Raw genomic sequence first — 18,172 nt, forward strand, 5'->3', positions numbered from 1 at the left:
AGACAAATCGGCCCGTCCCGCCCCTTTTTTTCCTGCAAAAAAGAAGATCCCTCCCGGCGGGAGGGCCCTTCCTTTTCTATCATTCGTCCTCTTCCGGGGCGCTGAACTCGGAGAAGGTGAGCTGCTTGTTGCGCTCCCCCGTCCAGTTCACCGCCCACTGGGAGCCGAAGAGCAGGAGCTGGCGGCCCTTGAAGTCCTCCACCAGCTTGGTGTCGGTGCCCAGGATCAGGTCCTCCTCCTTCACCGGCTCGCCGTCGGCGGTGGTGATCCAGCGCAGGTACTCGTAGGGCAGGCCCTCCATGAAGATGTCCACCCCGTATTCGCCCTTGAGGCGGTATTCCAGCACGTCGAACTGGAGGGTGCCCACCACGCCGACGATGATCTCCTCCATGCCGGTGTAGGGGGCCTTGAACATCTGGATGGCGCCCTCCTGGGCAATCTGCTCCGCCCCCTTCAAAAACTGCTTGCGCTTCATGGTGTCCAGGGGCCGGACCCGGCAGAAGTGCTCGGGGGCGAAGGTGGGGATGGGGTCAAACTTGAACTTTTTGCCGGGGGCGCACAGGGTGTCCCCGATGGAGAAGACACCGGGGTCAAAGACGCCGATGATGTCCCCGGCGTAGGCCTCCTCAATGATCTCCCGCTCGGCGGCCATAAGCTGCTGGGGCCGGGAGAGCTTGAGCTTCCGCTTCCCCTGGACGTGGTAGACCTCCCTGTCCGCGTCGAAGCGGCCGGAGACCACCCGCATGAAGGCGATGCGGTCCCGGTGGGCCTTGTTCATGTTGGCCTGGATCTTAAAGACGAAGGCGGAGAAGTCGTCGTCCATGGAGTCCACCAGCTTTTCCCCCGCCATCCTGGGCAGGGGGGGCGTGGTCATCTTGAGGAAGCCCTCCAGGAAGGGCTCCACGCCGAAGTTGGTGAGGGCGGAGCCGAAGAACACCGGGGAGAGCTTGCCGTGGCGCACCTTCTCCAGGTCGAACTCGGCGGAGGCCCCGTCCAGCAGCTCCACGTCGTCGGTCAGCTGGCTGTGGAGCCGCTGGCCCAGCAGTTCGTCCAGATTGGGGTCCCCCAGGGAGACCTCGGTGGCGGTGGCCGCCTTGGCCCCGCCGTTGGAGGTGAAGTGGATGATCTCCCGCTTCTCCCGGTCGTAGACGCCCTTGAACTCCTTACCGCAGCCGATGGGCCAGTTCATGGGGCAGGTCTCGATGCCCAGTTCCTTTTCCAATTCCTCGCACAGCTCAAAGGGGTCCCGGGCTTCCCGGTCCATCTTGTTGATGAAGGTGAAGATGGGGATGTCCCGCATGGCGCAGACCTTGAAGAGCTTCCGGGTCTGGGCCTCCACGCCCTTGGCGGCATCGATGACCATGACGGCGGAGTCGGCGGCCATGAGGGTGCGGTAGGTGTCCTCGGAGAAGTCCTGGTGGCCGGGGGTGTCCAGGATGTTGACGCAGTAGCCCTCGTACTGGAACTGCATCACCGAGGAGGTGACGGAGATGCCGCGCTGCTTTTCGATCTCCATCCAGTCAGAGGTGGCGGCCCGGGTGTTTTTCTTGCCCTTCACCTGCCCGGCCTGGGCGATGGCCCCTCCGTAGAGGAGGAACTTTTCGGTGAGGGTGGTCTTGCCGGCGTCCGGGTGGGAGATGATGGCGAAGGTACGCCGGCGGTTGATCTCATTTTCATATTTTGACAAGGGTGATCCCTCCATAACTTGATTTTCGTCACGTAAACCGGCAGTTCGTTACATTGGGATTCCCCTTTTTCTCAAAAATGATGCTTAGATATTATACTGTATTCCGCCCAGGTTGTAAACTCCGTGCGGAAATTTTTGAAAAACCACTTGACTTTTACACAGTGGCAAGGTCTATGTTAGTTTCAGGGACCGGCCCCCACAAATACGAAGGAGCGATTGTTATGCTCACCATCGGCGAATTTTCCCGGCTGAGCCATGTCTCCGCCCGGATGCTGCGCTACTACGACGCCATGGGCCTCCTGCGCCCCGACCGGGTGGGAGAGAACGGCTACCGCTATTACAGCGAGAGCCAGCTTATGGATCTGGTACGGATCGAGCGGCTGAAGGACTACGGATTCCCCCTCTCGGAGGTCAGAGACCTGCTGGACCTTTCCGAGGAAGCCCTCTCCCGCCGCATCCACCGCCGGGAAATAGAGGTCTACGGGGAAATGGAGCGGCTTCGCAAGTCCCTGCGCCGGATGGAGGCGGACATGCTCCACATGGAGGGCAGCATCATGTACGAACAGTATCACGTCATTCTTATGGACGACCCCGCTCAGAAGGTTTTCTCCATCCGCCGCACCATCAACGTGGCCCAGATCCACGAGCTGTTCCAGGAGCTCCACCGGGAGGCGGCGGCCCTGGGGCTCAGGCAGGCCGGCCCCACCCAGCAGCTCTATCACTGTCAGGAGTTCTCCTACGAGCGCATGGACGTGGAGGCCCAGATGGTGGTTTCCGGGGACGCCCCAGGCGTCACGGAAAAGCCCGCCCGCACCTGCGCCGCGGTGATCCACCGGGGCCCTTATGAGGACATCAAGTACGCCTACGACGCCCTGTGCGCCTGGATGGCCCAGCATCCCGAGTACCAGATCTGCGGCCCCGCTCTAGAGCGGTACCTCAAGGATGAGAACATGGTCTCCAACCCCGAGGAGTATGAGACCGGGGTCCTCTTCCCCATCGAAAAGAAGTAAAAGAACGGGAGCGGCAATGCCGCTCCCGTTCTTTTACCGGCTCAATTCCTCCAGCACGCCCGGCAGCTGGGCGAAGCTGTGGACGGCGGGGACCCCATCCACCTTTCCAAAGCCGTAGGCGGCGTGGACGAAGGGCACTCCGGCCTCCTGGGCGGACCGGCGGTCCAGGTCGGTGTCCCCCACATACACCGGGCGTTTCAGCCCGTTGCGGGCAGCCACCAGGGCAATGTTTTCGCTCTTGGGCCGCCCCGTGCGCCCGGCGCACTCGAAATCGGTGAAATATCCCCCCAGACCGGTGCCCTGGAAAAAGGCCTGTATATAGCCGTCCTGGCAGTTGCTCACCACGAAGAGGGGGCACCGCTCCGACAGGGCGACCAGGGTCTCCCCGGCCCCGGGATACACCGCGGCGCCGTGCCGGGCCAGATAGACGTTCTCCACCGCCACGCAGTCGTCGATGACCGCCATCTGCCGTTCAAAGCTCAGCCCCGGCAGGCGGCGGGCGGCAATGTCGGCGATCTGCATCCCCATGCAGGAGCGCACCTCCCCCTCGGTGAGGGGCGGCCGGTCCACCCCGGCGGCGGAGATGGCCTGGTTCCAGCACAGGGTGATCTCGGGCACGGCGTCCCAGAGGGTGCCGTCTAAGTCGAATAAGATGCCGTCAAACATGAAGACGCTCCTTTTTATCAGGTTTGGTCACGCTTTCGTATTATATAGCGGTTTGGCGGCGTTGTAAATGGGGAAAGGGCTTGCCTTTTTATAGTCTGTTATAGTAAGATACGTAAGAAAGGGCGTGTTTGAGGTGGGCGTTTTCTGGATATTGATTCTTTTGGGGGCCATTATCGCCCTCTTTTCCGACAAGATCGACGCCGCCGCCCGCCGTGGAAAGCAGGATAAGAGGGCCCGTCTGGTGGGCACCATCCTCCTGCTGGGCGGCCTGCTGGGCCTGCTTCTCTTCTCCCTGCCCCAACTCCGCGGTTGACAGGCCCCGCCCGGTGGGCTAAAATAGGTAGGTCATACGCGCCTGTAGCTCAGCAGGATAGAGCGACCGCCTCCTAAGCGGCAGTTCGTTCGAGTCCGTGGGCGGAGGAAAATTGAATATTTTTGATATATGTCCCAGTAGCTCAGTTGGATAGAGCACGAGCCTCCTAAGCCCGGGGTCGCACGTTCGAGTCGTGTCTGGGACGCCAAAAACACCGCTGCAAGCCATTTTTCGCTGGTTTGCAGCGTTTTTTATTTTGCTTCTCCCGGTCTCTTGCTCGTTTGGGACCGGGAGAATTTTATGCGCTGCAATGTATATCCTGCTAAGAAGAAACGAACGATTTCCGCGTCCTTGCTAAGAAAAATCCTATCTTTGCTAATTGGAGTTTTCGGACTTACCTGCCGCCCGGTGCCGCCGAGAGCAGCGCAGCCAGGGTATTTGCCAGTTCCGGCGACTGCCGGAGCTGTTCCACCAGGGCCTCCAGGTCGAGTGTCGCCGGTGCCGGTTCCTTCGGCTCCTCCGGGGGATGGACCGCGCGCAGGTTGGGATTGGCATAGAAGGCGCTCTCAAACTTCTGGGCGTTGATCTTGCGGTCCTCGTCCAGGATATGGGCATACACGCTGGTAATCATGTCGATCTCCGCATGGCCCGTGTCGCCCTGGGTGGCCTTCAGGTCGCCGTGGTTCAGTTTCAGCTTGTAGGTGGTGCTGGAATGACGGAGGGAATGAAAGACCACCCTGGGCAGCCCTGCCTTCTCCCGCAGCTTCTCAAACTCCTTCAGGATGATGCGGTCCTCGCAGGGTCGGCCGTTGGGCAGCGCCACTACCAGGTCATAATCCTGATACTCGTCACCGAGAAAGCCCCGCAGCTCATCCTGGGCTTTCTTCCATTCCCGCAGGATGTAGGCCAGCGTCTTGGGCAGCCACACCTTGCGGATACTGGAATCCGTCTTGGGCTTTTTCAGAATCACCCTGGTGCTGGTGTTGGGAAACAGCGGCGTAAAGATGTGGTAGACATCCTTCTGCCCCAGCATCTCAATGGCCCGCTTGGAGGCCCGCGCCAGCTCCTTGTCAATGAAAACATAGGCGTTGTCATCGGCAATATCGTCATCGGAGATGTGGACATTGTTCCAGGTCAGCCCCAGGATCTCACCCATCCGCAGGGAGCAGGCAAAGGACAGGTTCATCGCTACATAGAGCTTGCTGTCCGTACACTGATCCAGGGCGGTGCGGATCATATCGGCGGTCCAGATGTCCCGCTTCTTATACTCCGTCTTGGGCAGTACCACATTGTCAAAGGGGTTCTTGGCGATGAGCTCCCACCGTACTGCCTGCTTGAAGGCGCAGCGCAGGAGCTTGATAATCTTCTCAATGGTGGCGTTGGTGACCAGGTCTGTCTTTGCGTGATGGGTCCTGGTATTTACCGCCGGGGTTTTTTGCAGTGTCTGGATGTACTTGTCCACTACCCGCGGGGTGACATCCTGCACCTTCATATCCCCGATGATGGGGTTGATGTAGTTGGCAATCAGCGAGTTTTGGCTGTCGTACATGGACACGCCCCACTTCTTTTCCCCATAAAGAGAAACAAAGTCCAAAAGAAATTCTGCGATGGTCTGGTTGCTGGGCGGCAGGAAGGTCCCCGTAAACTGCTGGTTTTCCACCTCCGCCTTGCGCTTCAATGCGTCCTGGTAAGAGGTGCGGGTTTCCCATTTCTGCCGGGTCTCACCATTTTCATCCGTGTAGTTGTAGACGATGGAATAATTCTTTTTCCGTTTGATAATCGAAGCCATAACGATACTTCCTTTCTAAGTCATAGGTCAAGTGACTCCAGCCACTCATCGAATGACCGCTTGGAAATGCGTATGGCGTTGCCAATTCGTACGATCTTAAAGTGTCCTTCCTTCACGAGAAGATAGGCGGATGTTCGGCCAATACCCAGAATTTGAGTAATGTCCTCCACCGTATAAGTTCTTCGCTCCGGGGACTCCTTCTTCGTACCGTTCCATGCTTGTGACATGGCAGCCCCCTTTCTAAAACAAGAACGGCGCGTTGAAGGAAAGTCATAACTTGCCTATCCTCATTCTAACGCGCCATTCCGGGTTTGTCTGCTGCTAATCAAAAAGTTTATGAATTATCCATAAACTCAAAAGCAACAGGATTACTTAAAAAGAAAGAGGCAGAAAGCGGATGGCTGCTGGCCGCAGCTCCACGGGAATTTCACCCCGGCCCATGCTGATGGGTGCGCCGCGCAATGCTTTGAGGGCGTTCAACGCGGGAGTCTCATTATCCTGCCTGCGCATCCTCGCCCACAGGCTGCCACACCTGTTTTACGGCTCGGTTTTGTCGCTCACCTGTTTGGTAGGGGTCCCGTCCTGCGGACTTGCAACAGGGTCGTGGCGCACCGGCCGACCGGCTCCACACAGACAGATCGTATCCGTCTGCCTTATGCTGCACCGGAGGCCTCCCGCCGGGCTTTCTTTGACAAGGAACAGTAAGGCTTTGTCAGCCTGTAAAAACATACCGTTTCCGATATGCTTTTACGGAACGACAAACAGCCCATAACGGGAAGCGTGGAAAGGGGACACGCTCCCCGCATGGGCTAAAAGATTATCCTACATGAAAAGCAAGGGTGCGGGTAATAAGGCGCACTTGCAGCCTGTTACGCATTTCCTCGTCCACATAGGAATAGGTATTGCCCGCGTCGTCTTTCAGCGTGCGGGTACAAAGTTTCGCTATGTAACCCTCGTAATGCTTCAAGATCGCGCACATGGCGGTTGTGTCGCCGTTTGCCGCTGCGGAAATGACAGGGAACGGCAACAGATTTTCAGATTTCCTAACGGTATTCATCATCTGCTTTTCCCTCCAAATACTGTTTGATTTTCGCAAGCGCGGATTTCCTGTGCCGGAAAACCGTCGTGCGTACAACATTCAGCAGTTCGCCAATTTCCGCGTCGCTCATGTCCAAGAAGTAGGACAACAGGATAATGTCGCGTTTTCTTTCGGGCAAAGCGTTAAGTGCTTCGGCAAGCAATTCATTTTTGACGAGTACATCAAAGCCGGACACTTGAAAACGGAAATAATCGCTTTCGTATTCGTCCGTTGTGAAAAGTTGCGCGAGTTCGCTTTCGCTCAAATCCGAAAAAGTAACTTCGCGTGCTGCGCGTTTCGCAAGAGTGCGGCGGTGGCTTTTCGCTTCGCCAACCAAAGTTTTCTTTGCTAATGCGTCGTACTGATGTTGTATTCTTTCCTTGTCGGAAGAAGATAGCTCCATAGAGTTCACCTCCTTCCCGCGTGGAGTAGAGGACGGGAGTTAAGGGCTTGTCCTCTCTGCCCCTTTCGCTCCGTACCCGTTCGGGAGATGGCTCTTGAGTGCGCTTTTCAGAAAAAAGTTGAAAAAAGCAAAATGCGCCCGTCCGCAAGACGCGGACGGGCGCAAAGGAAATGTAAGCAGTAGCTAAATGTATTGACAGTTCACATTCATAGCCGGAATATCCCGCTTGCGGAGCATAGCTTTTTTTGACCGCAAAGCATTAGGCGGGTTACAGTAAATAAAAATGGACACGGCGATACCTCCCCGATACCGCCGTATCCTTAAAAAAGGGCGACTTTAATACACTACCCGCAATCCATTCTATAATAGGGAACAGCGGCTTTTGCGCAATATTAAATAAAAAAGCCGATAACACATAGGTTTTTTGACCTAATGCGTTATCGGCTCTGCGTCTATGCGTCTGGCACTTTTAATCATTTTTTTTGAATTTATTATATGTGTTAGCTAACTGTCCACAAGCCGCGTTAATCTCTCTGCCATGAGAAACTCTCATAGTAACTTCAAGTCCTGCTTGCTCTAATTGATGTTTGAATGCAACTATTTCCCGTTTCTGTGGTGCTTTAATTCTTGAATTGCTTGTTGGGTTGTATTGTAACACGTTAATCATAACTTTTTTGCCCCGAAACCATTTTGCAAGTTGTCTTACATCTGAGGGCCGGTCATTTATACCCGGTAAAAGCAAATACGCAAAGACAATTTTGCGATTATGCCTTTCAGAATAGGATAAGGCTTGCTTAACAACATCTTCAATAGCATATATGCGCATGTGAGGAATAATACGATTTCTTGCAGATTGTGTTGCTGCGTGTAAAGATATTGTCAACTGAATTTTAAGATGTTCCTCGCGCAATTTTTTTAATTGATCGACCGGACCAACTGTTGATATGGTAATGCCGTCGGTTGGAAAGTTGAGCCCATATCTATCTCGGAGAATATGGATTGCTTTTATCAAGTTGTCATAATTGAATAAAGGCTCTCCCATACCCATAAAAACGATACGGTTTACTTTTCGACGCAACAATATAATCTGTTGTACGATTTCTGACGATGTTAGATTACGAACAAAGCCATTTCGCCCGGACTCACAAAAAATACAACCAACAGGACAACCGACTTGTGTGCTCACGCAAACAGTTCCACCATCTCGCCGCTTGATAAAAACCGTTTCAATGTATTTGTTGTCTTTCAGTTCGTAAACATACTTTTCAGTATCACTGCTTTTGCAAATATTTTTTACCAACATTGATAGATTTTTTTTGCGTGGTAATTGCTTATATAATTCTTCATATAAGGCTTTTGCTTCATTCTCGCCAATAACTTCCGACATTTCTTTGTAAGTAAATCCGTATGGATCATTCCGTACTTCCGCAGGCGTATATTTAGGTAAACGTTTCATTTTTATATCCTTTCTTCTAAATAATAAAAGTTTGTTTTTCTGTATTTTTGATTACAATCTCTAATTTTTCTACATCAATGATATGCGTCAATTTGCATTTAGGGCAGAAAAGAGGAAAATCTTTTAATACAGTATTATGAAATACTTGAACTCTCGTCTTTCCGTTACAAATCGGACATTTTATCCAATATTTTTTAAGCATTATATTTCACTCGTCCTTTTTACACAAAAAAATGCAGGTCAATCCTCAACATGAGCATTGACCTGCATTTATAATGCACAGAGCAGTACAACAAAACTAAGGCATAGCTTGCACTATGTCTATACTATATCTATACGTCGTTAGTTTTTTGTATAGCATCCGCAAAATAAGCATGACAAAAAAGCCCATGTTGAAAATGGGAAAATCCTTTTTTTCAATGCTTATCTAATACGCATGCTATGCAACATAAACGCCGCCTCCTTTTACATAAATTTTATTTTATCAGAAAATCAGTCTACTGTCAATACACAACAGGAAGTATTTAACCTAATGATATGAATTGTGTGGACATATCCAAAAAGAAAGGTGAACTGTAAAATGTAACAGGGTGAATGAAAATGGCAAAAAGACCCGTACCATTGTACGACTTTAAGGCTTTCGGGGCAGCTATAAAAGCCGCGAGAAATGAATACGGCGAGAGCCGCAAAAAGGTAAGCGACGAGTTATATATTTCCCCGCGCTACCTTGCGAATATCGAGAACAAGGGACAACAGCCGAGTTTGCAAGTATTCTATGACCTTGTAACCCGTTATCATATTTCGGTAGATCAATTTTTCTTTCCGAACAGCAACGCGGAGAAATCTACCAATCGGCGGCAGCTTGACGCGCTGCTGGACGGTATGAGCGATAAAGGCATACGGATTGTAACCGCAACGGCAAGGGAGATAACGGAAGTCGAAAAAGCAGAGGACTAACCTCACAATATGAGAAACAGGAGATTGCAGCGCATGGCGGCTGCAATCTTTTTTTGTACCTAAAATCGAAGGAACGCGCAACAAATACCGCCTTTCGGCGGGGATATGGAGTAGATAGCAAGCACAGCAAGCGAGTACCCGCTTGCGATTTTTGGCTTTAGGGAACCCTCCCCCTAAACCCGAAAAATGCTTGTTGGGAGCATCCCAAACCCTGATACGAAAAGAGGCGAGATACTGCGATGGCAAACAGAAAACGGAATATACAGATGAAGTTCTGGGTGACAGAGGAGGAAAAACGGCTCATTGACGAGAAGATGTCTCAGCTCCCCACAAAACGATATGGGGCATATCTGCGCAAGATGGCGATTGACGGATATATCATTCAAGTGGACACTGCCGACATTAAGGAAATGACGAAAGCCCTGGGTGCCATTGGCCGGAACATCAATCAGATTGCTAAGCGAGTCAACGCCGGAGGTCCTACCTATCAGGCTGACATGGAGGAAATCCGGGAGAGATTGGAGCAGATATGGCAGTTACAAAGACGCATCCTATTAAGTCAACGCTGAAAGCGGCGATTGACTATATCTGCAATCCCGACAAGACGGACGGAAAGCTGCTGGTATCCTCCTTCGGCTGCACCGCCGAGACCGCCGACATTGAATTTGCCTGGACCCGCCGCCACGCCATCGACAAGGGAACGAACCTGGGCCGGCACCTCATCCAGGCGTTTGAGCCTGGGGAGGTCACGCCGGAGGAAGCCCACCGGATCGGCATGGAACTGGCGCGGGAGGTCCTGGGCGGCAAATATGAATTTGTCCTCACCACTCACATTGACAAAGATCATGTTCATAATCACCTGATCTTCAATGCGGTCAGTTTTCAGGACCACCGGCATTACCACTCCAACAAGAGAAGCTACCATGAGATCCGCCGCACCAGCGACCGTATCTGCAAAGAGCATGGTTTGTCCGTCATTATCCCCGGCCGGGATAAGGGCAAGAGCTACATCGAGCATCAGGCGGAACAAAGCGGCACCAGCTACAAGGCGAAGCTCCGCTCCGCCATCGACCGGCTCCTGCCCGGCTGCACCGACCTGGAGAACCTGCTCCGCCGCCTCCAGCGTGAAGGGTACGAACTGAAACGGGGCAAGTACATCTCCGCCAAGGCTCCGGGGCAGGAGCGGTTCACCCGGTTGAAAACCCTGGGTGCGGACTATGCGGAGGAAGCTCTAACCGCCCGGATCGCCGGCAGGCCAGGTCCTTCCCGCCAGCCGAAACAGCGCACCGGGAGGCCCAGTTTACTCATCGACATCCAGAACAACATCAAAGCCCAGCAGAGCGCCGGCTACAAACATTGGGCAACTATTGAGAACCTGAAGCGGGCTGCGGAAACGCTGAACTTCCTGACGGAGCATGGCATTGGAAGTTTGGAGGAACTGTCCGAGCGGTGCGACGGAGCGGCGGCCGCCACCGCCAGGGTAAAGGCGGATCTCCGAACCGCCGAAAAGGAAATGGAGCGGCTGACCCTCACCATGAAACACGCTGCCACCTATCGCCAGCTCCGCCCCCTGTATGACCAATACCGCCAGTCCAAGGACAAGGAGAAATTCCTCCGGGGGCATGAGAGTGAGATCATCCTGTTCGAGGCGGCGGCAAGGGAACTGAAACGCCTGGACGCTGTACCCCTGCCCGCCGCCCAACGGCTCCGGGCCGAAATGGATGAACTCACCGCCAGAAGGATCGCCCTACAATCGGAATATCGAAAAGCTCAACGGGAGGAACGGGAGTATGACACCCTTCGCCAGAATGTGGAGGCCCTGCTGGAAAAGCCGAGAGAGGCGGAACCGCAGAGGCAGCGGAGCAACGAACTGGAATAAGGTCGGTTGTGCGCTTTTCCAGACTTTTCAAAAGCCCCTGGGCTTGTTTGGATTTTGCCTGTATAATGGAGATATGAATGGAGGTGGCGCACATGACGAGGACCGAGGCCATCAAAGATTTTTTCAAAAAGGCAGTTTTGCCCGTTGCCATCGCCGGGCTGCTGTACTGCATTTTCAAATCCGCCTGCATGAGGGATGGGGAGCTGGATCTTCTCTGGCTCTGGATACTCTGCGGCCTGCCCTTCGGCATCCATCGGATGTGCGTGTGGATCGTGCCGGGCGGGGGCTCCCTGGGCGGCGCCGCCGCGCTGTTCGTGCTGAACTTCGTGATCGGCGGCCTCATCGGGGGCTTCGTCCTGGTGTGGCGCCTGCTGGTGGCGGCATGGTATGTGCCCCTCACCATCTACCGCCTGATCGTGGGATAACCGCACTATGGAAATGTGGAAAACGGCCGCTCCGCCGATGGAAAACAGATATTCACGGCCCGATGGAAAAGCCGCCGGCTTTCCCATCGGGCCGCAAACATCGTTTCCCACAGCTTCGCCCCTTTGACCGTTTACACACATTACCACAGCGTCTACTGCTGCTACTGAAAATGAGCGCCATCACCGAAATGATGATGGCGCTCATTCTTTTTCTCCGTATCCTTCTTCAGCAAGATTTAGTATATTCTTTTTTTCTTTCTGCGCATAGCGCATGGTCTGATAAGCTCCGCCGCCTGTATGATCCACATAGAATACAACGAGGTCGCTTCGCTTCACCATCTGCCGGTTGCGAATTTGAAAAGCACCTTTCGGGTGGCTACTGGCCGCGCTACTGCATATTTCGATTTCATCATAATAGGCTTCAAAGTTTTCCATATTGTTGCGCAGCTCCGCCGTGGGATATGGCAGTATCCAGGCCAAGGAACTGTTGTCATCCCGGACAAGCCGCTGCTGGCGTTTGACAGCGGAGGAAACGATCTGGTCAAAATCTCCGTCCCGTCCGACCAGGAACTCCACATACTCCTTTTCCAAAAGCAGCGCATGAACCAGCGCCTCCACACGATCCTCCGCCTCACGAAACTCCGGGATGATCCGGTGTCCAAAAAAACTAACAGTAAATATGTTCACGGTTCTATCTTCGCCATTTTCAAGCCAGTTCCTCCAACAAAGTAAATAATCCACTTCTCATTATATACATACATTGACTTAAAGTAAATAATCCTCTAATTGGTTTCAATTATAATTTACCTGCTTTGTTGGTAGCATAATATCAGGAGGTGATATTATGCAGACGGAGTTTCCAGAACGCTATATCACTCTGGGCTTGAAGATCGCATATTACAGGAAAAAGGCGGGGCTGACACAGGAGGTCCTTGCGGAGAGGATCGGGAAAAGTGTCAACTTCGTTGGTCAGGTAGAAGGGACGGGTACGATCCGTGGCGTATCTCTTGAAACACTGTTCAAGATCGCCCAAGTGCTGAAAATCCCGCCCTCCAAGCTGTTAGAGGATGACTGATCGACTGCGACACAGCCAGAATAAAAAAAGAACGGGAGCGCCAACCTCGGATAACTGCATCCGATGTTGACGCTCCCATTTTGCTTGTCAAAAGGTGAAAATCCGGCGTTTTTCCTATGCAGAAACGCCCTGCCGCCCCGCATGGGAAATCATACTGCCCCTACACGGAAAAGCCGCCACAGGCTGTTTCTTAGCCTGTTTTGAACCCTAATTCCCGCACTTTTTGGAACGGAGGGAAAGATAGTGCGGACAGGACACCACCACCGCCCGGAAACTCTGTTTGCAGGGATGGACACAGCCCTTGCAGAGCTTGTTATACTGGCGCCTGCCGTTCTCGCCCAGGAAGAACGCCCATTCCAGACGCCATTTCTTGCTTCGGCTCATAAGTCATGCTCCGGGGGCTTCTTCTGATGAGCCTTGTCCGGGGGCTTGCGCTCGCCGCACTCCCGCTTTGCGTCCTCCAGCCGTTCCCGAATAGAGGGCTTTTTCTCCGGCGTGGTTCTGCGGGCCTCGGCCTGGGCTTTCTCCAGTTCCTCCCCACGGCGGCCGTTGTTGATGATCCCGTCGATCATGCCGTAGTCATCCTCCAGGGTCATTTCAGCGGTGCGGAGAGGGTTCTCCGGCTCCACCGGCAGGGCGACAATCTGGCCGTTCAGGTTGATGAACTGCTCCGGCTGCTTGAAGTGCTCCGTGTACTTCTGCGCCAGTTCCGGGGGCAGAGAGGTGAAGGACTCCTCGCCGAGGCCCACCACCAAGAAGGTGCCCGCCACGATGTCGTAAATCTCCCCATGGTCGTCCCGGAGGGAACGGTTCAGGTCCAGACCGATGAGCTTGCCTTCATCGTTCAGGACCAGTCCCACCGGATCGTCAAAGGGATAGGAGGCGGCAATGTCGCCGCCCACCTCCGCTTGCAGCGCATGGAGGCCGGGGTCGATCTCCTTCACATAGGGCTCCTTCATGGGCTCCACCACCAGGACGGTCAGCTTTTCCGGCGCGGTATGTTCGGGGGCGTTCCCGCTGGGGATGGCAAAGGCACGGCTGCCGTTGGCCATGATGAGATACTTCCCGTCCTCGGACTCGTGGTGGAAACCGTATCCGGCCGCCTCCATTTGTTCACGGCTCATATCCGTCACATGGAAGGTGCCCCTGGGGGTCCGCACCGTCTCGCCGGTCTCCCGGTCGTCCGGGGTAGGCGCCGCTTGCTGCCCATACAACTCCGCCTCATACTCCCGGTTTGCCTGTTCCGCAAAGGCCAGCATCTCGTCCACATGGGACTGATCCGGGTTTTCGATGGCCTCCCGGATCGCCTGGGGGTCTACATCCAGAAATTCCTCATAGCCGGTGGCGTCCTTGAACTTCTCGATCTCCGAAGGAAGATAGTCCTCCTGGGTCTGCCCCAGGGCGGCCAGCTTCTCGTCCAGCGCAGAGATGCGCCCGGCCATCAGATTTTCGTAGATTTCTTCCTTCGCCGCGTGTTCCTCCGGGTGCTCGGTGGCATACTGCGGGTCGTGCTGCCGGAAAAACTCGTCCATGTCGTAGGCAAGGTCCATGGCCCATTCCGAAATTTCTTCTTCGGGGATGTCATCCTGGAAGGTCATTACCCGGTATTCCTCCGGGATGCTGCCGCGCTCGCCATCGTAATACTCATGGAAGCTGTCCCCGGTGTCCCGCACATAACCCAGGTCGGTGAACTGACCGCTTTCCTCCAGAGCGATGTCCCGGCCGTAGGCCTCATAGTCGATGTAGTTGCGTAAATGCTCCGGCACCTGCATGGCGTCCAGTTCCTCGATGTAATACCGGCCCAGATCGTCGTGGTCGTGGATGTCGGGGTAAACATCGTAGCAGTCCAGGTTCTCCGTCAGGTTGATAAGCTCCTGGATGCTGCCCGTGTGGTCGCCAATCTCCATAGCAGCCTGGAAACGCTCATATTCATCCTGGCTCATATCGTCCAGCTTGGAGGCCAGGTAGTTCAGTTCGTCCAGGTTGGCATACTCGCCCAGCAGGTCATAGAGACCGTCCACATAGCAGTCGTAGTCCGTGATGAACCATTCCTCATAGGTCTGCCCGAAGTCGTCCTTCGCGCCGATCCCGATGCGCTCAAAGACCTTTTTCAGTTCCTCCGCCGTGGTGGGAAACTTCACCCATTCACCCACAAGGGCGCCCTCGTTGTACTTGCCCAGGTTGGTGATGAAGGCGGCAAAGGGATAATCTTTGTCATAGTCATAATGGGGCATAGCGACACCTCCTCACAGTTCCGGCGCAGACTTTTCCCGATGGGGCTGCGCCTTGCTTTGACCCGCACACTCTTTCCGGCTCTGCTCCAGCCGCTCCTTGATGGAGGGCTTTTTCTCCGTCTGCTTCTCCTTGGGGCGCTCATGCTCCCACTCATCGCCGGAGAGAGTGAGATAGCCTCGGCTCGTAAAGCACCCCTGTTCTTCCCGCATGGCATGGTTGCCGAAGGGAACGGGATCAATGGCGTCCAGCAGCTCCGGGGGCAGAAGGATGTCCAAATGCTGCGCCAGATAGCGCCAGCCCACATCCTCCACTTTGCTGATGTTGTGCTCCAGGATGAAATACTCCGTGTTGGCGGGAAACTCTCGGAACTGCTCCAAAGTAGTCAGGCGGAAGGGAGACTCCTGCACAGCGGCCAGGAGATCCCTATCCTCCTGGGAGAGGGAGGACAGAGCTCGAAGCGTTGCCTCCTGCTCCGCAGGTTCCCCCTCCTGGGGGAGCATTGCTTTCAGATCGTTCATCGAAATATCCGATTTACTTTTTGCCATTCACACCCTCCTTTCGCTTGGGAAACTCCATCTTAAAACGGACATACTTTTCGCTGGTATCATCCAGCACCACCACCGCGTCATAAGCGGCACCCTTCTTTTCAGACCACATCCCCCTGACGGAGGTGCGGCCCTTCTTCAGCAGGTCGGCAGCCATCTTCCGGGTCAGCTCCTTTTTGCGGGAGGTCCAGAAGCGGTCATCCTTCCACAGCACGAAGCGGCAGGAGCGGTCGGAGCAGTAAAAATTCTTTTTGCCCTCGTAGACCGGTTTGCCGCAACGGGGGCAGAGGCCCACGGTCTCCCGCTCCGGGGCGAACAGTTTCTGACCTTCCTCGGAGATATGGGAATAGGTTTTTACCAGCTCCCGCGTCATTTCAGAGATCCCCGCCATGAAAGCGGCGGGGTCGCCCTCGCCCCTGGCGATGGCGGTCAGTTTCTGTTCCCACTCCGCCGTGAGCATAGGAGAGGTCAAGGTGTCCGGCAGGACTGTAACCAGGTTGATCCCCGCTTTGGTGGGAATCAGGCTTTTGCCTCTGCGCTCCACAAATCCGGCCGCCACCAGCTTTTCCAGGATGGCCGCCCTGGTCGCCGGGGTGCCCAGGCCCTTGCGCTCGGCGTCCTCCGGCATATCCTCTTTTCCGGCGGTCTCCATCGCCGCCAGAAGGGTGTCCTCCGTGTACGCCTTGGGCGGGGCGGTGAAGTGTTCGGTGACAGAGGCATCCACCTGGTCAAAGGTCTGGCCTTCGGTGAAATCCGGCAGGGCGATGGGCTCCGCCTCGTCCTCCGGCTGCTCCTTCAGGGAGGTGCGGAAAATGCGGTCGATCTCACGCCAGCCCTCGGAGAGGATGCGCCGCCCCTTGGCGGTGAAGGTGTGTCCACCACAATCAAAAGTGGCCGTGACCGCTTCATACACATAGGGTTCCGCCGCCGCACACAGCAGCTCCCGGCACACCAGCAGCAAGGTGTTCCGTTCGCCCACGGTCAGTTCGGACAGGTCGGCTTTCTCCAGCTCCAGCGTAGGGATGATGGCGTGGTGGTCGGATACCTTCCCATCATTCACCAGCGCCGCAACATCAGGGAAGAAGTCCGGGCAAGCATCGAAGGGCGGCACCCGCGCCGCCAGATGCAGGACCACAGAGGCGGTCTCCGCCATATCAACCGTCAGATACCGGCTGTCCGTCCGGGGATAGGTCAGCAGCTTCTTCTCGTACAGCGATTGTGCGTAGTCCAGGGTCTGCTTGGCCGTGTAACCGAACACCCGGTTTGCCTCCCGCTGCAAGGTGGTCAGGTCGTAGAGCTTGGGCGGCGCCTCTTTCTTCTTCTCATGGGTGACGGAGGTGCAGGATGCCGATGCGCCGGCACAGGCCGCCCGCAGGGTCTCCGCCTCCTCCGGGGCAGTAATCTTCTCGGACACCGCCTCGGCCCCATCCAGCGCCAGCCGCACATGATGGTATTTCTCCTTGCGGAACAGGGTGATCCTGCTGTCCCGGTCCACCAGCATGGCAAGGGTGGGCGTCTGCACCCGCCCCACATTCAGGGTGCGATGGTACAATACTGAAAACAACCTGGTGGCGTTGATACCAATGAGCCAGTCCGCCTTTTGGCGGCAGAGCGCCGACTGATACAGGGGATCATAGGCCCCGCCGGGGCGCAGGTCGGCAAAGCCCTCCCGGATCGCCGCGTCCTCCATCGAAGAAATCCAGAGGCGGGAGAAGGGCTTGGAGCATCCGGCAGCCTCATAGACCAGCCGGAAGATCAGTTCGCCCTCCCGCCCGGCGTCGCAGGCATTGACCAGCTCCGTCACATCCGGGCGCTCCATGAGGCGCTTCAAATTCTGGAAGGCGTCCTCTTTGCCCTTCGCCAGCACATAATGGAAGGGCACCGGCAGGATGGGAAGGTCGTCATACTTCCACTTCTTATAGGCGGGGTCATACCCGGCTGCGTCCATCGGGGACATCAGGTGTCCCACACACCAGGAAACGATGAGCCCATTTCCTTCAAAACAGCCATCGGCCCTGGATGTGACACCCAGGGCCGACGCAACGGCTTTCGCAACACTCGGTTTCTCACAGATCATCAGCTTCATTTCGTTTCCTCCGTTTCTTCCGGTTCAGGGGCATCCTCGTTGATATATTCCTCCTCATCCTCAAAATCATAGTCGTCCGGGTCGGCGCTGACCTTTGCGCCCTGCTTGGGCTTGATGAACTTGATATAGGCGAAGGCTCCGCCGCCGCCCAACACCGCCAGCAGCAGGATCAATACCAGGGCGCCGCCGCTGCCGGACTCCTTCTCCGGCTCCGGTTCAGGCTCCGGTTCCTCCTCCGGCGCTTTCCCGGCACACTCGCTCATATTCACCGCACAAACCGGACAGGCGGTATTCACCGCACCGGCTTGGCATTTCTCCGTACAGGTGCAGACCGCCGGGGTCTCCTGGACTTCGCCATCCTCCATCAGGGCCAGGAGGTCGGCTTCGTCCACCTGGTTCAGGAAGTGGACGGTCTGCACCCCCTCGTCGTCCCGGTCGATGATGAGATAGAACACATTGCCGCCCTTGGTCTCCACGGTGATGAACTGTTTGCCGGAGGAAGCCCCGCCCAGGTCGTCGATCAGGGAGAGGTTCCCATCCGGGGTGAGGGCGGCTCCTCCATCGGAGA

Annotated in this window: 19 protein-coding genes, 1 tRNA gene and 1 pseudogene; 8 read left to right on the top strand and 13 right to left on the bottom strand. The window is 55.4% G+C overall.

The features are described from left to right. Positions 1-79 precede the first annotated feature (79 nt). The gene (locus AAEU42_RS14185) at positions 80-1,687 is read right to left on the bottom strand and encodes a peptide chain release factor 3 (protein ID WP_342234225.1); all 1,608 of its coding nucleotides are present in this window, start codon (positions 1,685-1,687) and stop codon (positions 80-82) included. A 221-nt stretch (positions 1,688-1,908) separates the two neighbouring features. Here AAEU42_RS14185 and AAEU42_RS14190 point away from each other — a divergent pair, with 221 nt between their 5' ends. Then, positions 1,909-2,697, top strand: a complete 789-nt coding sequence (locus AAEU42_RS14190) for a MerR family transcriptional regulator (RefSeq protein ID WP_342234226.1) — start codon at positions 1,909-1,911, stop codon at positions 2,695-2,697. 33 nt (positions 2,698-2,730) lie between these two features. On the opposite strand, the gene AAEU42_RS14195 is transcribed toward AAEU42_RS14190, so the two are convergent. After that, positions 2,731-3,363: an HAD family hydrolase gene (locus tag AAEU42_RS14195; RefSeq protein WP_342234227.1), complete on the bottom strand. Its 633-nt coding sequence runs from the start codon at positions 3,361-3,363 to the stop codon at positions 2,731-2,733. A 133-nt stretch (positions 3,364-3,496) separates the two neighbouring features. Between AAEU42_RS14195 and AAEU42_RS14200 the strand changes: the two genes are divergently transcribed. Then, positions 3,497-3,676, top strand: coding sequence for a hypothetical protein (locus AAEU42_RS14200; protein ID WP_342234228.1), 180 nt, complete (start codon positions 3,497-3,499; stop codon positions 3,674-3,676). Between the two features lie 131 nt (positions 3,677-3,807). Beyond that, a tRNA-Arg gene (locus tag AAEU42_RS14205) sits at positions 3,808-3,884 on the top strand. 186 nt (positions 3,885-4,070) lie between these two features. Here AAEU42_RS14205 and AAEU42_RS14210 read toward each other — a convergent pair. From AAEU42_RS14210 to AAEU42_RS14235, 6 genes are all read right to left on the bottom strand, one after another. Next, positions 4,071-5,465 carry a site-specific integrase gene (locus tag AAEU42_RS14210; protein WP_342234229.1) on the bottom strand — a complete coding sequence of 465 codons (1,395 nt, stop codon included), beginning with the start codon at positions 5,463-5,465 and terminating at the stop codon, positions 4,071-4,073. A gap of 20 nt (positions 5,466-5,485) precedes the next feature. Continuing rightward, positions 5,486-5,692: a helix-turn-helix domain-containing protein gene (locus AAEU42_RS14215; RefSeq protein ID WP_003510854.1), complete on the bottom strand. Its 207-nt coding sequence runs from the start codon at positions 5,690-5,692 to the stop codon at positions 5,486-5,488. Positions 5,693-6,282: 590 nt separating this feature from the next. Next, positions 6,283-6,525 carry a helix-turn-helix domain-containing protein gene (locus AAEU42_RS14220; protein ID WP_002604473.1) on the bottom strand — a complete coding sequence of 81 codons (243 nt, stop codon included), beginning with the start codon at positions 6,523-6,525 and terminating at the stop codon, positions 6,283-6,285. Beyond that, on the bottom strand, positions 6,509-6,946 hold the full coding sequence (locus AAEU42_RS14225; RefSeq protein WP_002604474.1) for a sigma-70 family RNA polymerase sigma factor: 438 nt from the start codon (positions 6,944-6,946) through the stop codon (positions 6,509-6,511). The genes AAEU42_RS14220 and AAEU42_RS14225 overlap by 17 nt, the downstream gene beginning before the upstream one ends. Positions 6,947-7,415: 469 nt before the next feature. After that, entirely contained in the window at positions 7,416-8,402 is a 987-nt protein-coding gene (rlmN, locus tag AAEU42_RS14230; RefSeq protein ID WP_006774449.1) for a 23S rRNA (adenine(2503)-C(2))-methyltransferase RlmN, read from the bottom strand. 16 nt (positions 8,403-8,418) lie between these two features. After that, positions 8,419-8,604: a cysteine-rich KTR domain-containing protein gene (locus AAEU42_RS14235; RefSeq protein ID WP_003431289.1), complete on the bottom strand. Its 186-nt coding sequence runs from the start codon at positions 8,602-8,604 to the stop codon at positions 8,419-8,421. A gap of 398 nt (positions 8,605-9,002) precedes the next feature. Between AAEU42_RS14235 and AAEU42_RS14240 the strand changes: the two genes are divergently transcribed. From AAEU42_RS14240 to AAEU42_RS14255, 4 genes are all read left to right on the top strand, one after another. Next, complete coding sequence (locus tag AAEU42_RS14240; protein ID WP_342234269.1) at positions 9,003-9,359, top strand: helix-turn-helix domain-containing protein; 357 nt, start codon at positions 9,003-9,005, stop codon at positions 9,357-9,359. A gap of 239 nt (positions 9,360-9,598) precedes the next feature. Beyond that, positions 9,599-9,928: a plasmid mobilization protein gene (locus tag AAEU42_RS14245; RefSeq protein ID WP_342234230.1), complete on the top strand. Its 330-nt coding sequence runs from the start codon at positions 9,599-9,601 to the stop codon at positions 9,926-9,928. Continuing rightward, positions 9,889-11,238: a relaxase/mobilization nuclease domain-containing protein gene (locus tag AAEU42_RS14250; RefSeq protein ID WP_342234231.1), complete on the top strand. Its 1,350-nt coding sequence runs from the start codon at positions 9,889-9,891 to the stop codon at positions 11,236-11,238. The genes AAEU42_RS14245 and AAEU42_RS14250 overlap by 40 nt, the downstream gene beginning before the upstream one ends. A gap of 92 nt (positions 11,239-11,330) precedes the next feature. Further along, positions 11,331-11,663: a DUF6050 family protein gene (locus AAEU42_RS14255; RefSeq protein WP_342234232.1), complete on the top strand. Its 333-nt coding sequence runs from the start codon at positions 11,331-11,333 to the stop codon at positions 11,661-11,663. A 201-nt stretch (positions 11,664-11,864) separates the two neighbouring features. Here AAEU42_RS14255 and AAEU42_RS14260 read toward each other — a convergent pair whose 3' ends face one another. Beyond that, on the bottom strand, positions 11,865-12,350 hold the full coding sequence (locus AAEU42_RS14260; protein WP_204245515.1) for a hypothetical protein: 486 nt from the start codon (positions 12,348-12,350) through the stop codon (positions 11,865-11,867). Between the two features lie 157 nt (positions 12,351-12,507). On the opposite strand from AAEU42_RS14260, the gene AAEU42_RS14265 reads away from it, so the two are divergent. After that, complete coding sequence (locus AAEU42_RS14265; protein WP_006573024.1) at positions 12,508-12,738, top strand: helix-turn-helix domain-containing protein; 231 nt, start codon at positions 12,508-12,510, stop codon at positions 12,736-12,738. Between the two features lie 380 nt (positions 12,739-13,118). On the opposite strand, the gene AAEU42_RS14270 is transcribed toward AAEU42_RS14265, so the two are convergent. The 4 genes and pseudogenes from AAEU42_RS14270 to AAEU42_RS14285 all read right to left on the bottom strand — a co-directional run. Next, on the bottom strand, positions 13,119-14,972 hold the full coding sequence (locus AAEU42_RS14270) for an antirestriction protein ArdA (protein WP_342234233.1): 1,854 nt from the start codon (positions 14,970-14,972) through the stop codon (positions 13,119-13,121). 12 nt (positions 14,973-14,984) lie between these two features. Continuing rightward, positions 14,985-15,518 carry a hypothetical protein gene (locus AAEU42_RS14275; RefSeq protein ID WP_342234234.1) on the bottom strand — a complete coding sequence of 178 codons (534 nt, stop codon included), beginning with the start codon at positions 15,516-15,518 and terminating at the stop codon, positions 14,985-14,987. Further along, positions 15,505-17,604, bottom strand: a complete 2,100-nt coding sequence (locus AAEU42_RS14280) for a type IA DNA topoisomerase (protein WP_342234235.1) — start codon at positions 17,602-17,604, stop codon at positions 15,505-15,507. The genes AAEU42_RS14275 and AAEU42_RS14280 overlap by 14 nt, the downstream gene beginning before the upstream one ends. Then, positions 17,601-18,152 (bottom strand): annotated as a pseudogene (locus AAEU42_RS14285) (DUF4366 domain-containing protein); the annotation flags it as partial. The gene AAEU42_RS14280 and the pseudogene AAEU42_RS14285, both read right to left, overlap by 4 nt. Positions 18,153-18,172: the final 20 nt, after the last annotated feature.

Origin of the sequence: Pseudoflavonifractor phocaeensis (assembly GCF_038439875.1) — a bacterium.
GTDB lineage: Bacteria > Bacillota > Clostridia > Oscillospirales > Oscillospiraceae > Vermiculatibacterium.

Bases quoted from the DNA above. Each gene is read 5' to 3' on its own strand.
- AAEU42_RS14265 (WP_006573024.1), top strand. From the start codon at position 12,508: ATGCAGACGGAGTTTCCAGAACGCTATATCACTCTGGGCTTGAAGATC.
- AAEU42_RS14275 (WP_342234234.1), bottom strand. From the start codon at position 15,518: ATGGCAAAAAGTAAATCGGATATTTCGATGAACGATCTGAAAGCAATG.
- AAEU42_RS14190 (WP_342234226.1), top strand. From the start codon at position 1,909: ATGCTCACCATCGGCGAATTTTCCCGGCTGAGCCATGTCTCCGCCCGG.
- AAEU42_RS14240 (WP_342234269.1), top strand. From the start codon at position 9,003: ATGGCAAAAAGACCCGTACCATTGTACGACTTTAAGGCTTTCGGGGCA.
- AAEU42_RS14225 (WP_002604474.1), bottom strand. From the start codon at position 6,946: ATGGAGCTATCTTCTTCCGACAAGGAAAGAATACAACATCAGTACGAC.
- AAEU42_RS14250 (WP_342234231.1), top strand. From the start codon at position 9,889: ATGGCAGTTACAAAGACGCATCCTATTAAGTCAACGCTGAAAGCGGCG.
- AAEU42_RS14255 (WP_342234232.1), top strand. From the start codon at position 11,331: ATGACGAGGACCGAGGCCATCAAAGATTTTTTCAAAAAGGCAGTTTTG.
- AAEU42_RS14235 (WP_003431289.1), bottom strand. From the start codon at position 8,604: ATGCTTAAAAAATATTGGATAAAATGTCCGATTTGTAACGGAAAGACG.
- AAEU42_RS14270 (WP_342234233.1), bottom strand. From the start codon at position 14,972: ATGCCCCATTATGACTATGACAAAGATTATCCCTTTGCCGCCTTCATC.
- AAEU42_RS14215 (WP_003510854.1), bottom strand. From the start codon at position 5,692: ATGTCACAAGCATGGAACGGTACGAAGAAGGAGTCCCCGGAGCGAAGA.
- AAEU42_RS14210 (WP_342234229.1), bottom strand. From the start codon at position 5,465: ATGGCTTCGATTATCAAACGGAAAAAGAATTATTCCATCGTCTACAAC.
- rlmN (WP_006774449.1), bottom strand. From the start codon at position 8,402: ATGAAACGTTTACCTAAATATACGCCTGCGGAAGTACGGAATGATCCA.
- AAEU42_RS14220 (WP_002604473.1), bottom strand. From the start codon at position 6,525: ATGATGAATACCGTTAGGAAATCTGAAAATCTGTTGCCGTTCCCTGTC.
- AAEU42_RS14245 (WP_342234230.1), top strand. From the start codon at position 9,599: ATGGCAAACAGAAAACGGAATATACAGATGAAGTTCTGGGTGACAGAG.
- AAEU42_RS14195 (WP_342234227.1), bottom strand. From the start codon at position 3,363: ATGTTTGACGGCATCTTATTCGACTTAGACGGCACCCTCTGGGACGCC.
- AAEU42_RS14280 (WP_342234235.1), bottom strand. From the start codon at position 17,604: ATGAAGCTGATGATCTGTGAGAAACCGAGTGTTGCGAAAGCCGTTGCG.